The sequence below is a fragment of the candidate division WOR-3 bacterium genome (assembly GCA_039801245.1).
GTDB lineage: Bacteria > Hydrothermota > Tepidihabitantia > Tepidihabitantales > Tepidihabitantaceae > JAOABP01.
The window spans coordinates 15,411-29,467 of record JBDRUF010000022.1; the positions used below are offsets into that span (position 1 = coordinate 15,411).

The window sequence follows — 14,057 nt, forward strand, 5'->3', positions numbered from 1 at the left end:
TGTATTCATCCTGTCTGATTGTGAAGTTAAATGTTAAGGAAATTTTAGGAAAAGTCAAATTGCCGATTGTTTATGGTGATTGAAGGCGGGTCTGTAAGCCGGGTTCTGTACCCCTAAAGAGTTCATAGTTTATGGTTGATGGTTCGTAGTTTAACCAAGAACCAAAAACCACGAACTAAGAACCCTTTTGGGGCGACGGTCATTTCTCTGGGACCGACAGTTGCCTGTCAGCCTCAAGCGACCCACCCGGGAATGGTAACGGACCGGGCAAGTCCTCTTCCCATATTGGTCTTGCACCAGGCAGGGTTTGTCCAACGGTTGTGTCGCCACAGCCGCTGGTGCGCTCTTACCGCACCATTTCACCCTTACCCTGAAAATCAGGGCGGTATCGTTTCTGTGACACTTTCCGTCTCCAGATGGTCACCCATCTGAAGCCTCGCTCTTAACGAGTGCCTTGCCCTTTGGTGCCCGGACTTTCCTCAGCCCCTTTTCGGGACCGCGACCGTCCGACCCGCCTTCAGGATAAATTATAACTGGTTTAGGGCTCTTGGCAAGATAGGGGGTGGTGGGGAGGACCTACCCTAAAGGGATGGCAGAAATTCGCCAAGGTTTTAACATTTCAGGAGTTATATCAAAACACCGAAACTCGGGTGTTAATTTTTGCCCTTTATTAATCAGCGGGTGAGGACAACCCTTGTCCTGCCCAAGTTTTTTCCAGATTCAACCTTGCAGATGTATACCCCGCTTGGAACCAAAGCCCCGGTTTCATCGGTTCCTGACCATTCAATAATATGGGCTCCGGGAGTTTTAATATCCTCTGTCCAGGTGGAGATTTTGCGCCCTGCCAAATCGGTGACGGTAAGATGAACCTTTCCAGGATGAGGAAGATAGAGTTCAACTTTAACCGGCAGACCCGGAATCTGGCGGACCCGTAAGCCGCTTTTTATTTTCTGCGTCTCTTCTTTGACCCCAACCGGAGCCTGACCAGCGGAAAAGACAATTACCGGCTGGTCTGCTGCGGGCAGGTTGAGCGCATTCTTAATACCGAGCCGCTCGGTTGTTGTCAAGGGGGCGGTTAGTGATGCGCAGAGGTCAAGCGCCTTTGCCTGCAGGAGAAACTGGAATGCGGCAAACCCCGCCTCAATCATCGGGTAGTTGTTAGTGGTGTCACCGACGCAGACAACGATATAGACCGGTGCGGTCTGGGGCAGGCGGACACAGGCTTGACGCAAAGAGTCCCGGCGGTCGCCGTTCACCACCAGTTCCAGGCGGTGGTCGCTGGTGGCGAGGTTTGTGCCTGGTGGCAGGCGGTTGTGATAGCGGAAAACCGCGCTGTCAATCACGAGATAGATTCTGCCGGTGAGATAGTAGTTGGCAACCGCTGAAGGGATGGTTGTGCCGCGGCGGTTATTTGCGGTTGTATGCGGGGTGACGCCATAACCAGCCCAGAGGAGTTGGGAAATGGCTGACAAAGGCAGACTGGTCGGGTCAAACAGGGTGTCAAATGCGAGTTCGGTCAAGAGGATTTCAAAGGTGTCGGTGCCGGTTGTGGCAGGCAGAGGCAGGGTTGAGTCTGAGGAGCGGGCAACACAGGTGTCCTTGAGTCCGGTGCCGGTGCGTTGACCATAAACATTCACCATTAAAATCGGGTGATTCGGGTTCCAGTTGGAGTTGGCATAGTTGGTGGCAAATTGCATCGGGCAGGAGGCAACCGAGCCTGAGGCTGAGTCCCAGAACGAGACTGCGGCAAGGAGCCCTGCCTGAATTGCCAGACCCGCCTCCTCATTGCGCTCAACCGCAATACCAATCTCAAATGCGGAGTTGGCGCTGTAGCGGTGGTTGCCGGCAAGATGGACAACAAGGTTGTGGCTGTCCGGGTTGTAGAGATAGACATTTTCGGGTGTGGCAACATAGATTTCCCGATAGGTGCTGCCGAGAGAGGGCGCGCGGCTCATCGCCCAGAGGATGTTTGCAAGGACCTGGCGGGAAAGGGAGCTGGTGAAACCGGAATGGACCGAATAGCGGCTGTTAGCGAGAATCTCAAAAGACTTGCCCTGAACAACCGGCGGAGGCAATGTCTCCTGCGCCCAAATTGTCGCAGCGAGCAAGAAAAGAGATACGAGCAGGGTTAACCACCTTTTCATAATTTCAATATAGACCTGTTAATAAAGATGTCAAGCAATTTTAACCCGGGGTTGATGACTAAAAGGCAGGGCGGTTTTTACAAATTTTTCCTTGACAAAATAATAAAATTCAGTATAATAAAATAGCATCAGGAGGAGTGTATGATGCGTTATAAACTGCCCTTGTTTTTGCTGGTGGCTACTGCCAGTGTTTCAGGAATTATAAGTCCATTGGAGCGCAATGAATTCAGGCTTATAAAAGAAAAAGGCAATTTAGCCGATACCGAGATATCAAGTGCGTTATATCCGGATGATGCGGTTTGTCATTTTCCTGAAAATGCGCCCTGCCAATCAGCAGAAGACCCACCGCGCTTTTTGGAGTGGGTTCGGCTTGCCGATTTTCCTCTTCTGGCAGCGCGGACTGCGGGCTGCACTGATGGTCGTTATCACTATCTGATGGGCGGCTTGGAGGGCGGTTCAGGCTCAAGACCATTAAAGAATCTCTATCGCTATGACCTGATAACCGATTCCTGGGTTGAACTGGAATCAATGCCTTATGCAACTTCCAATCACTGTGCAGTATGCCATCCCCGATTGAAAAAGATTTATATTCCTGGTGGCTATCCCGGACCAGCAGACAGACTGCAGGAATACGATATCACATCTAACACCTGGTCTTTAAAATCACCTTGCCCGGTTGTTGATTATGGTGCTGCCGGTGCATATTATGGCGACTCCATCCTGGTTGTGTTCGGCTCAAATTATCCTGGCAGAACTTTTCGCTATAGTATACCTGATGATTCCTGGGAGGAACGGGAAAGCGCACCCGGTGTTACCAGTCATGGTCAGATGGTAACATCGCCCTATGATGGCTGCCTTTATTATGCTGGTGGCTGGCGAGACAATAAAATCTTCCTCAAATTTGACCCTTCAACGATGAGCTGGAGCGTTCTGGACTCAATGCCAACAGGCAGGCATGGGCTTGCTTTGGCTGCAGTAGGACCATTCATATATGCCTATGGTGGTGCCCAAGGTTGGACCCCATTACGCTGTGTTGAGGTCTATAATGTGGCAACCGGGACCTGGACAACTGAAGATTCTATGCCCTATGCTTTTGGTGGCAATTCAATTACCAGCGGCTGTATGGGCTGGATATTTTACTCCAGCGGCGGTTCTCTTCATATCGGCGCCCTTGTAACCCCGTCATACGATATCGGTGTTTCAAGAATTGTTGAGCCAGCATCACCAGAGATTGTTCCGGGTGTCCCGATTACCCCGCGGGTTCTGGTGAAGAACTACGGTCTTGAGTGGGCTGAGAGTTTTGCGGTGATGTTTGCGGTTGAATCTGCAGGCAGGGTTGTGTATGACGATGGGGTTTTCCTTGATTCGCTTGCTCCTGGTGACTCTATTGAGGTTGAGTTTGTCAACAACTGGACACCAAATGCCTCGCTCTGGCATGGCTACACAATATCCAGTTTCACCTTTCTTTTTAACGACTCGGTTCCCTGGAATGACACCTGCGAGATGCCGGTCTTGGTAACATCGGATACAATTTATTCCAACACCACTGTCCATCCGCCGGTGATTGACGGCTATCTTGCACCTAATGAATGGGCAGGTGCCTATGAGATGAACTTTTCCAATGTGTTTGGCTGGTATGGCAAACCTTATGGACCCTATGCGGCAAAAGCCTGGTTTATGCACGGGAGAGAAAACGATACTGACTTTCTCTATTCTGCCTATGCCCTGCCTTTTGCTGCTACGCGCAACAACGGCGACTTGATTGGCTTCTACTGTGATGAGAACAATAACGGAGAATGGGAATCCACGTATTGTGAAGGCATCTACTGGTTCTTTGTTGATCACAATGGTGCCGATGCGGTGTTATATCTACCAATAACTTCTGGGATTACTCTTGACCCTGTTCCGGTTCCGGGAGCGCAGAGCGCCTCAGGCACCTTGAACGGCTATCTGGTATTTGAGGCGAAAGTCCCTATTGACACTGGGGATGTCTATCTCAACCTTAACCCTGCTGGCGACACCGCAGGTCTGTTTCTCCTTGCGATGGATAATCACATGTTATTTGGCTGGTGGCCGGCAGGGATGTGTGCAGACTCCCATCTTAGACCCGCATACTACGGCAAACTGATTCTCAGAGAGGTTGCGCCAGGTATTGAGGAGCAGGTTAAAGAGGCAGTTGCAGGAGTTGCCCTTATGCCAAGTCCTGTGGTTAATCGCTCGGCAGTGCTAAAATACACTTTACCCAACCCCGGTCTGGCAGCGGTAGAGGTATTTGATGTTACTGGCAGGGTTGTTTTGAGCCAGCAGATTAATGCGGGCAGGAGCGGCTCGTTAAAACTGGACCTGAACCACCTTGCCAATGGTGTATATCTGCTGAGGTTTGAAGCAGAGGGCTTTAGCACAGTTAGAAAGTTTCTGATAGCACGCTGAGGCGATAGATTTAGTTAATCTGCATCAATAATTTTTGCAGCAGCAAGTCCGGCTTGGACGATTAGCTCTGCCGGAATGGATTCATAGACCCTTTTATTAAGTTCTATAGTCCGGCATTGGGCGGTGCCGCAGACATCGCAGCAGGGGCTGGCACCAACATCGGCTTTAAGCCATTCTTCAAGGGAACGACCGTTGATAAGGATGCGGTTTGATTCCAAGGGGTTCTTTTCAAACTCGGCAGGGGTGATTTCCCTTTTTTCCAATAAGACCTCAAACCCCCTGGGCTCAAGCATCTGCTTGAGGATTTTCAGCGCATCATCAATCTCCTGTTCAGTTGCCGAGCATCTCGGGCAGGTCTCGCCATTAGTGATTAACCGCTGCCATTCAATTTTAATACTCTTTTTCATTAAATTAATTATAACCATCGCCAGGAAAGGTGCAATTATTTTTTGGTGTAGTTGGATGCGGGCTTGATTATTTTATGAGAGGAGGTATCATTTAATGATATGACAACGGTTTTGGCGATTGGCGGTAATTCGCTGATTCGGAAAAAGGAAAGCAACTCATTCAGCGAGCAGATGGCAACGCTTGAGGCAACCTGCGTGCCGGTTGTGGAGCTCGCCAGTTCCGGTGAACGGGTGATAATCACGCACGGGAATGGTCCGCAGGTTGGTTTTGTGCTTTTGCGCTCGCACCTGGCGCGCAACCGGCTGCCTGAGATACCGCTGGATGCGGCAAATGCCCAGACCCAGGCGGAAATCGGCTATATGATTCAGCAGGTTCTGGACAATCTTTTCAGGAGAAAGGGGATAGGGGGTCGGGCGGTAACGGTGGTTACCCAGGTGGTTGTTGACAAAAATGACCCGGCATTTCTCAACCCGTCAAAACCGGTTGGACCCTTTTACACCCGGGAGGAGGCGGCAAAACTGCAAAGGGAACTGGGCTGGTGTATAAAGGAGGATGCGGGCAGAGGGTTTCGCAGACTGGTGCCATCCCCATTGCCCAAATCGGTGGTTGAGGTTGAGGAGATTAAAAGTTTGATTCAGACCGGTGCGATTGTGATTGCCTGTGGTGGTGGCGGGATTCCGGTGGTTGAGGAGAATGGCGGTTTGCGCGGGGTGGCGGCGGTGATTGACAAGGATTTGGCTTCGGCGTTGCTTGCCAATCTGATTGGAGCGGAGCGGTTGATAATTTCCACTGCGGTTGACAGTGTTTATCTTAATTACGGGCAGCCGGATGCCAAGCCGCTGGGAGAGGTAAAGATGGCTGAGATGAAAAGATATCTTGAGGAGGGGCATTTTCCTGAAGGTAGTATGGGACCGAAGGTTGAGGCAGGGCTTAGGTTTCTTGACGGTGGCGGCAAGGAGGTAATCATCACCGACCCTGAGCATCTCTTGGCCGCAATTGGTGGTAAGGCCGGGACAAGGATAGTTAAAGAGTGATGAGTTTAAAAGGCAAAGTGCCAAGGGCAAGGTGCAAAATGAGTTTATTGTTGCTGGTCTTGGCGATACCGATGCTGGGACAGGAGATGGTTTTGATTCCGATGGATTTGACCCAGACCGACCATCTGAAGGCATACGGTGTTGCCTACCGGCTTTTGCAGCGGGGCGTGCGGGTGGAATGGCTTTTGAATTACCGGGCGGGCTCATTTCTCTTTCCCTATGAGGATAAGGCGATAAAGGAGTGCCGGATTTACGGGGTTTATTTTGAGATGGTGGCACCGACAGAATTACTGCGGATAAGGCAAACAATTGAGGAAAACAATATGGCTTCAATAGTATTAGAGCGTCCGACCAGGGTTGCGGTTTATGCGCCGCCAACCGCTGACCCCTGGGATGATGCGGTGCGGCTGGCGCTTGATTATGCTGGGATTCCCTATGATGTGGTCTGGGACAAGGAGGTCTTGGCGGGTAAACTTTCCCAGTATGACTGGCTCCATCTGCACCACGAGGATTTCACCGGTCAGTTCGGGAAGTTCTATGCCTCTTACCGGCAGGAGAAGTGGTATCAGGAGGAGGTGGCGATAAACACCAGGATGGCGAAGGAGCTGGGCTTTAAAAAGGTGAGCCAGTTGAAACTGGCGGTTTTGGAGGCGATAAGGCGGTATGTGGCCGAAGGCGGGATGCTTTTTGCGATGTGCTCGGCAACCGATACCCCTGATATCGCCTGGGCAGCGCGCAACACCGATATCTGCGCCGCGGTCTTTGATGGTGATGGGGTTGACCCGGACTGTAACAGGAAACTGGATTACGAGGGCTGCTTTGCCTTTGAGAACTTTGAGGTGATAACCGACCCCTTGGTCTATGAGCATTCAGATATTGACACCTATCTCGAGGCAACCGCAAGGGGGCAGGATGTCTACTTTTCCTTGTTTGACTTTTCTGCGAAGTATGACCCGGTGCCGACAATGCTTGTTCAGAACCATACCGGTCTGGTCAAGGAGTTTTTGGGTCAGAACTGTGGTTTCAGGCGGAACCTGCTGAAGAAGGATGTGCTGATTATGGGTGAGGTGGCAAATACCGAGGAGGTGAAGTATATCCACGGCAACTTCGGCAAGGGGACATTTACATTCTTAGGGGGTCATGACCCTGAGGATTTTGCCCATCGGATTGGCGACCCACCCACTGACCTCGCCTTGCACAAGAATTCACCTGGCTACCGGCTGATTTTGAACAATGTCCTTTTCCCAGCAGCTGAGAAGAAGCCGCTGAAGACATAATGGTTTAATCAGCCGATGCGCTCCTCGCCAAGATGTCTTGAGTGCGGTCTGGAGCAGTGTCAAAGGATTGTCCGGCTCTGCGGCGGTGATGAAAAAAGGGCGGAGATTTTAAGGAAGGGGCTTTTGCAGGTGGCGGAAAATCTCAGTCTGAATGAGCCGCCCAGCACCTATACATCAAAACTTTTAGTGGCAACAATGGAATTTTTGGGCAACAGGGACCCTTTTGCCAAGGTGAAGGAGGAGCAGAATAGGCGGGCGCAGGAGATGGCAGCACGCCTGGATGAAAAACTTGCTGAGGGTGATGAGGGTTTAAAGGTGGCGTTGAAGATTGCGGCGGCGGGAAATGTTATTGATGTTGGACCGGGTCGCAGTTTTGACATCAATGACCTGCTGGCACGCTTGCATTTTGCCCATGATGACAGCGATTTGCTAATTGCGCGGCTGAAAAAGGCGCGGCGGGTTGTTTATATCTTGGATAATGCCGGTGAGGTGATTTTTGATAAACTGGTTTTGAGGCGGCTCCCCGATTTAGAACTGACCATTGTTGCCCGGTCAAGCCCGATTCTCAACGATGTTACCGTTGAGGAGGCAAAGGGGTTGGGGCTGGATAGATTGGGCAGGGTAATCGGCACGGGCTCGCCCTATCTCGGGATAGATTTTAACACGGTGAGCGAGGAGTTTTTGAGGTTTTATTATGAGGCGGATTTGGTCATTGCCAAGGGGCATGCCAATTTTGAGTCGCTGGTCAATTCTAAGAGGGACGGGTTTTACCTCTTGACCGCCAAGTGCGAAGTGGTGGCAGACTTTCTCGGGGTGAAACCGGGCGAGTCGGTCTGCCTTTATTCTCTGGGGGGATAGAATGTGTCTGGCAATTCCGGTGAAGGTGGTTGCGATTGATGGTGAGATGGCGATTGGTGAGGTTGGTGGGGTTCAGCGGGAGATTTCCCTGGTGATGACACCAGATGTGAAGATTGGTGATTATGTGATTGTCCATGCCGGTTTTGCCATTCAGATCCTTGACAGGACCGCAGCAGAGGAAAACCTGAGAATCTTTGGCGAGATGGCAAAAAGGGTTTCTGAGAGGCGAAAGCGGGTAAGAGGGGATGGTTAGCAGACCGGCTCAATCAAGCCTTCGGTTCCCTCCTCCTGTTTCTGGGCAATCTGGGCGATGATTTTTGCCGCCTCCTGGGGGCTGGGGGCGTTGAGGGCAAGGCGGCGCACCGACTCAATATGAAGGGCGCGGGCAAGCGCCGCCAGAACCTGCAGGTAAACCGAGTAGAGCGCGGGCGGGGAGATAAGGGCAACAACAAGGTTTACCGGCTGGTTGTCACGGGCGTGCCAGTCCAGCGCCGGGTTGAGGCGGACAACAACCACAACAATCCGTTCAACCGCACTGCTCGCAGAATGGGGTATCGCAACACCGTGACCAACACCGGTGGAGCACAGTTCCTCCCGTTTGCGGAAGCCGGCAACGACCGGGTCAATCTCATTGGCAATTTTTGCCTCAAGGAGCCTTGTGGCAATCAGGTTAAAGAGCTCATCCTGACCGGCAAGTGGGGGGGCGTCAAAGGCGAGTTCGGGCAAAACGATTTGAGATAGGTTCATCCTGATTTAAAGAATTTTACTATTGAATTGATAATGACCTCCTGCTCAGCGTCTGTCAAGTTTTGCCTTATCGGCAGGCACAGCACCTCTGCGCTTGCCCTTTCGGCTTCGGGAAGATGGGAGCCTGGAAACTCTCCGGCAAACCGCTGTTGGCGATGAATCGGCTCAGGATAATAGAGCATCGTTTCAACCCCATCTTTGAGCAGGAGTTGACGCAGCCGGTCACGAGAGGGGGTAAGGATGGCAAACTGGTGGTAATTGGGCTGGGCTTGGGGCGCGGATTTGACAATCTTGACAAATGGGCTCAACTCCGATTCGTAACGGCGGGCAAGCCGTTCCCGGCTTTTAAGCCATTCGTCAAGATGGGTAAGTTTTATCCGCAGAAATGCCGCCTGGAGTTCATCAAGCCGGGAGGAGTTCGGGCAGTCAATATCAAGGGTTTGACCGACCAGTGCGCCGCCGTTGCCGAGCGCGCCCAGGTTTTTGGTCGGATAGAAACTGAAGATGGCACAGGTGCCAAAACCGCCCAGTTTTCTCCCCCTGTACTCGGCGCCGATTGCCTGTGCCGCATCCTCAATCAGAAAGAGGTTGTGTGCCTGGCAGATGGTGATGAAACGGTCAATTTCAGCGCAGTTGCCAAAGAGATGGACCAAGATGATTGCCTTTGTCCTTTTGGTGATTGCCGCCTCACACCGTTCCGGGCTGAGGCAGAGGGTTTCGGGCTCAATGTCGGCAAGGACAGGTCTGGCACCAACCCGCAGAATCGCCTCCACGGTGGCGGGGAATGTGAAAGGGGTGGTGATGACCTCATCGCCCTTGCCGATGCCGAGCCCTTTGAGGGCAAAATAGAGGGCGTCGGTGCCGCTTTTCAGACCGATGACCTCATCGACACCAAGATAACCTCCCAACTCCTTTTCAAATTTTGTCAGCTCCTCGCCCAGGACAAACCTGCCCGATTTTACAACCCGTTCCAATGCGGCGTGAAAGTCAGGGAGAAACCCAAGGTTCTCATCCCTCAGGTCGTAAAAGGGGATGAACATAGCGGCAACTAATGTTAAACTGCGGAAAGGTGATGTCAAACTTCAGCGGGATGTCATTGGCAGGTTGCGGGTTTTTGCCGTTCGGTTATAATGGGTTGCTCAAGGGTTGATAAAGGGCGGTTCGGTCAGGGTTATGGGGTCGGGGGCAAGGATTTGGTCTCAGGATGAGGCAGGAAGAGGGGGAGTTTAAAGGACGACCTGAACGGTGATGTCCAAGGGGATAAACAGGGCTTTGGGGCTGGGGAAATTAAGGAGGGCCGCTAAGGCAGCAGGTAAAATCCCCTGGAAAACCCGAGGGAAGACCACCTGCAAAACCCTTAGGGGGACGGTATAGGGGGTGGGGTCTAAAATTGTTAAATTTATTGATAACACATTGAAATTCAAAGAAATATCCCAATTTTCCCGCCACCCAATCTGTATACTTATAAGTATACTTAACCAAACGGCAAAAACCCAGTCCTGCCCTGTTGATACCGCATCACATCCTCCTCTCGACATCTGAAACCCATTCGCTCCAACTCATAGAAACGCAGATTTGGCGGGAGGTAGTTCAATGACTCCTTTAGGGCAAAGTCGGAAAAGCCTGTGCCTCCGCCGCCACAGAGAGAATCAAGAGCCCGACAACTACGAACACCCCGCTGAAGTTCATACGATCCACTTGCATCGGGGAGATTTCCGAGTATGATTATTTGCCAATGATTCTACTTGATAAGGTGCTTGAGAATGATGCCCGTTTCCCCCTTGATGCCTATCTTCTGGTCAACGACGGTCTGCAGCATGCCTATAAGTTAACCGGCAGAAAGAGCCATATCACCGCCGCCGAACTGCTTGAAGCCATCCGGGATTTGATGATTGCCAGATACGGTCTGCTTGCCAAGTCGGTGCTTCACTCCTGGGGGATAAACTCTACCGATGACATCGGGCAGGTGGTTTTGAATCTGGTAAATGCCGGTCTGATACCAAAGGAGGAAGCCGAAGGGGTGGAAAAGTTTCACGCCGTTTACGACTTTGAGGAAGTATTTGTTGATAATTACAAAATCCCTGAACAGGAATCGCCCTGAACCATTCATTTTCTTGACTCTACAATTTAAGAGGCTATTATCAATGCTAAAATAATTATAAAATCGGAGGATATTAATGCCCTTACCAAAAAGAAGACACTCACGGCAGCGCGGGAGAAAGCGCCGGACCCACTGGCGTTTGACACCACCAACTTTAATTGACTGCCCGCACTGCCACGAACCGAAAATGCCGCACCGTGTCTGTCCGCATTGCGGTTACTATGCGGGCAAACCGGTGATAACGGTAACCAAGGAAAAGGAATAGGTGAAAATTGCGCTTGATGCGATGGGCTCGGACAATGCGCCCCGAGCCGAACTTGAGGCAGCAGCACTGGCGCTGAAGGAGCTGCCCGACATCACCTTGAGCATCGTTGGTAAGCAGGAGATGATTGACGAAACCAAGGACCGTTATGCCGACCGGGTTGAACTCATTCCTGCGCCTGAGGTTGTCGGTATGCATGAACCCGCACCTACAGCGATAAAGAAGAAGCGCAATTCATCAATTGCCGTTTGTATGGAACTGCACCGGCAGGGAAAGGTGGATGCGGTGGTGAGCGCAGGCAACACCGGTGCGGTAATGGCTTTTGCCCTTAATATGCTTGGTCCGGTCCCTGGTGTTCACCGTCCGACAATTGGCGTGCTCTTTCCGAGAATCAAAGGCAGCACCCTTGTCCTTGATGTTGGTGCCAATGTCAGTCCCAAACCGCTTCATCTCCTACAGTTTGCGATGATGGGTGCCACCGCTGCCAGTTTTCTCTTCCGCAAGGCAAACCCATCGGTTGGGCTCTTGAACATCGGTCAGGAGGAGAGCAAGGGCAATGAACTGACCGCTGCCGCATACCAACTGCTCAAGGAGAGCGAACTCAATTTTATCGGCAATGTTGAGGGCAACGACCTCTTGACCGGTAAGGTTGATGTGGTTGTCTGTGATGGCTTTGTTGGCAATGTCCTTTTGAAATATGGCGAGGGTCTGGCAGAGATACTTCGGCAGTTGCTCCACGAATACTACGAGTCGGAATCCAAATACCGTTTGCGGCGCTGGTTCTCCAGACCGGTTCTGGAGGAGTTCATCAGCAGAATGGACTACCAGGAGCACGGGGGTGCACTTATGCTCGGTGTTCAGGGAAATGTTGTTGTTGCCCATGGTCGCTCCACACCGCAGGCGCTCAAGAATGCGATTCGCACCGCTTATCAGGCGATAAAGGACAACCTCTCCCAGCACATCGCCCAGGCATTTAACAGGCAAATGAACGGTAACGGACCCAAAAATGACTAACAAACGGACATCGCCCTTTGCCTTTCTTTTGTTTTTCCTTGCCTGCAACACCCTGCCGGTCGGATTTGACCAGATAAATACCCCTCCTGAAACCCGCACCCTGGAACTGCTGCCTGAGAGCACTGACAGTTATGGCAAGTTTGTCCCGCTGGGCTATGCCGACTATCTGCTTTTGGGCAAGGATGATGAGTATGAGGCAAGGATATTGATCAAGTTCTCAATCAAGGACAGCTGCCTGGACTCAGTTAGCTCTGTACGACTCATCCTCCATCCGATTGACAGCTCTCCCCTTAACTTTATCTGTCGCCCCTGCTCAACCGACTGGAGCACCGGCGCGGTTACCTGGCGCATGGCAGATTCAACAACGCAGTGGCTCACCCCTGGGGGAGACTATTGGCATTTTGACTTGGGTCAGGGCAAAATGGAAAAGGAGTCCACCGTTGTTGAGTTCAACAAGGATTACCTTGAGACCCTCGTCCGCCGCTCCTACGGCATCATCATCTTTTCCCTTGACACCGGCTTTACAACCGTAACCAACCTCACCTCTGCCAAAACCGGTCCCAGGCTGGTCTTGACCTTTGCCGACAGCAAACAAAGGACATATTATCCCATTGAAGATGCCCACATCGTTGACTCCAGCGGCATCCGGGCAAACCCTTATGACCTGCTCGTCGGCTCCAGTTTTGCCTTTCGCACCTATCTGCGCTTCAACCTTGATTCAATTCCTCGGGAAGCAACCATTGCCCGTGCCGATTTGATTTTCCAGCCGCAAACTTTGTACCGGCGCCAAGACACCATCTGGCTTGGAATCCATCAGCTCACTGAAGCCTATGCTACAAAGGGCAGATACGCCTCTTTTCAAGAGAAGGCTGCCGCTAAGGTTGCTTATGTTCCGGCTGATAACGACACCATCGTCTCTCTTGAAATCAGCCGCCTGATTCAGAACTGGGTATCGCAACCAGACTCCAATCCCAATTACGGCATTTTCATTACCGCCGAACCAGAATGGCTCAAACCCTTCCGGATAAAACTGTTCCGGTCTGGTCCTCTCTCACCCCACCTGCGCATCCAGTATATATTGCCCCCAGAGGACCGGTTCACAAGATGAAGAAAATTACCATTGCGCTTGCCCTCTTCATCACCCTGACCTTTGCCCAGTCCTTTTTCAACCTTCAGGGGCTTGGCGAACTTACCCCTCCAGGTGACGCCCACAGCGTCGCAACCGGAAACCCATTTGCCCTGAGCGTTGCCAATCCCGGAATTTTCATTGATTTGTCCCAGACCAGTATGAAAATCTCCCTCTCTGCCATCGGCGTCAGCGGCAAGCAGAACAATATGACCCGGGCATTGGGCTCGGTCAAACCCTCTGCCTTTTACGGTGCGGTTCCTCTGCCCACCCGCACCCGGATTCTCCTGGGGGTTGATTCCCGGTTCAATCAGGACTTTGATGTCTGGTCTGAATCCATTTCCGACACCACCTATCGTTATCACATCATCGGTCGCGGCGGCATCTACTCGCTCAATCTCGGTCTTGCCCAGTCATTCTTGAACCACCTCTGTCTTGGTGCCCAGTTCCATCAACTCATCGGCGGTTCAAGGGAAAACTGGCACTTCTGCACCCCTGAAGGCTCAATCGCCACCGACACCATTGAAATTGACTACTCTGCTCGGAGCCTGCGCCTTGGTGCCTCTGCCCGTTATTCCATCTTTACCATCGCCACCAGTTATGATTTGCCCATAAACCTCCTTGCCCGGCGCTCCAAACTCATTCACGGTGTTACT

14 protein-coding genes and 1 other RNA gene are annotated in these 14,057 nt (G+C 51.8%); 10 read left to right on the plus strand and 5 right to left on the minus strand.

The window, feature by feature from the left end:
* Positions 1–78: 78 nt before the first annotated feature.
* Positions 79–518, minus strand: an RNA gene (gene rnpB / locus ABIK47_04370) — RNase P RNA component class A.
* 156 nt (positions 519–674) lie between these two features.
* Positions 675–2,144, minus strand: a complete 1,470-nt coding sequence (locus ABIK47_04375) for a nitroreductase family protein (GenBank protein ID MEO0019862.1) — start codon at positions 2,142–2,144, stop codon at positions 675–677.
* A 141-nt stretch (positions 2,145–2,285) separates the two neighbouring features.
* On the opposite strand from ABIK47_04375, the gene ABIK47_04380 reads away from it, so the two are divergent.
* Entirely contained in the window at positions 2,286–4,574 is a 2,289-nt protein-coding gene (locus tag ABIK47_04380; GenBank protein MEO0019863.1) for a kelch repeat-containing protein, read from the plus strand.
* Between the two features lie 14 nt (positions 4,575–4,588).
* Here ABIK47_04380 and ABIK47_04385 read toward each other — a convergent pair whose 3' ends face one another.
* Positions 4,589–4,981 carry a DUF2703 domain-containing protein gene (locus ABIK47_04385; GenBank protein MEO0019864.1) on the minus strand — a complete coding sequence of 131 codons (393 nt, stop codon included), beginning with the start codon at positions 4,979–4,981 and terminating at the stop codon, positions 4,589–4,591.
* 99 nt (positions 4,982–5,080) lie between these two features.
* Here ABIK47_04385 and arcC point away from each other — a divergent pair, with 99 nt between their 5' ends.
* The 4 genes from arcC to ABIK47_04405 are packed head-to-tail and all read left to right on the plus strand — an operon-like array spanning position 5,081 to position 8,404.
* Positions 5,081–6,016, plus strand: coding sequence for a carbamate kinase (gene arcC, locus ABIK47_04390; GenBank protein ID MEO0019865.1), 936 nt, complete (start codon positions 5,081–5,083; stop codon positions 6,014–6,016).
* Positions 6,017–6,054: 38 nt separating this feature from the next.
* Complete coding sequence (locus tag ABIK47_04395) at positions 6,055–7,293, plus strand: asparagine synthetase B (GenBank protein ID MEO0019866.1); 1,239 nt, start codon at positions 6,055–6,057, stop codon at positions 7,291–7,293.
* A gap of 15 nt (positions 7,294–7,308) precedes the next feature.
* Positions 7,309–8,151, plus strand: coding sequence for an ARMT1-like domain-containing protein (locus tag ABIK47_04400; protein MEO0019867.1), 843 nt, complete (start codon positions 7,309–7,311; stop codon positions 8,149–8,151).
* Between the two features lies 1 nt (position 8,152).
* Positions 8,153–8,404 carry a HypC/HybG/HupF family hydrogenase formation chaperone gene (locus ABIK47_04405; protein MEO0019868.1) on the plus strand — a complete coding sequence of 84 codons (252 nt, stop codon included), beginning with the start codon at positions 8,153–8,155 and terminating at the stop codon, positions 8,402–8,404.
* On the opposite strand, the gene ABIK47_04410 is transcribed toward ABIK47_04405, so the two are convergent.
* Together ABIK47_04410 and ABIK47_04415 are read right to left on the minus strand one after the other, a co-directional pair.
* Positions 8,401–8,898 (minus strand): PTS sugar transporter subunit IIA, encoded by a 498-nt coding sequence (locus tag ABIK47_04410; protein MEO0019869.1) that lies wholly within the window; start codon positions 8,896–8,898, stop codon positions 8,401–8,403. The genes ABIK47_04405 and ABIK47_04410 overlap by 4 nt on opposite strands.
* Positions 8,895–9,938, minus strand: a complete 1,044-nt coding sequence (locus ABIK47_04415) for a DegT/DnrJ/EryC1/StrS family aminotransferase (GenBank protein ID MEO0019870.1) — start codon at positions 9,936–9,938, stop codon at positions 8,895–8,897. The genes ABIK47_04410 and ABIK47_04415 overlap by 4 nt, the downstream gene beginning before the upstream one ends.
* Before the next feature lie 695 nt (positions 9,939–10,633).
* Between ABIK47_04415 and ABIK47_04420 the strand changes: the two genes are divergently transcribed.
* From ABIK47_04420 to ABIK47_04440, 5 genes are all read left to right on the plus strand, one after another.
* A complete protein-coding gene (locus tag ABIK47_04420; GenBank protein MEO0019871.1) occupies positions 10,634–10,999 on the plus strand; it encodes a Minf_1886 family protein in 366 nt (121 codons plus the stop codon).
* Between the two features lie 76 nt (positions 11,000–11,075).
* Positions 11,076–11,264, plus strand: a complete 189-nt coding sequence (gene rpmF / locus ABIK47_04425) for a 50S ribosomal protein L32 (GenBank protein MEO0019872.1) — start codon at positions 11,076–11,078, stop codon at positions 11,262–11,264.
* A complete protein-coding gene (plsX, locus tag ABIK47_04430; GenBank protein MEO0019873.1) occupies positions 11,265–12,275 on the plus strand; it encodes a phosphate acyltransferase PlsX in 1,011 nt (336 codons plus the stop codon).
* A complete protein-coding gene (locus tag ABIK47_04435; GenBank protein ID MEO0019874.1) occupies positions 12,268–13,383 on the plus strand; it encodes a DNRLRE domain-containing protein in 1,116 nt (371 codons plus the stop codon). The genes plsX and ABIK47_04435 overlap by 8 nt, the downstream gene beginning before the upstream one ends.
* The coding region (locus tag ABIK47_04440) for a hypothetical protein (protein ID MEO0019875.1) at positions 13,380–14,057 on the plus strand (678 nt) is incomplete at its 3' end. The genes ABIK47_04435 and ABIK47_04440, both read left to right, overlap by 4 nt.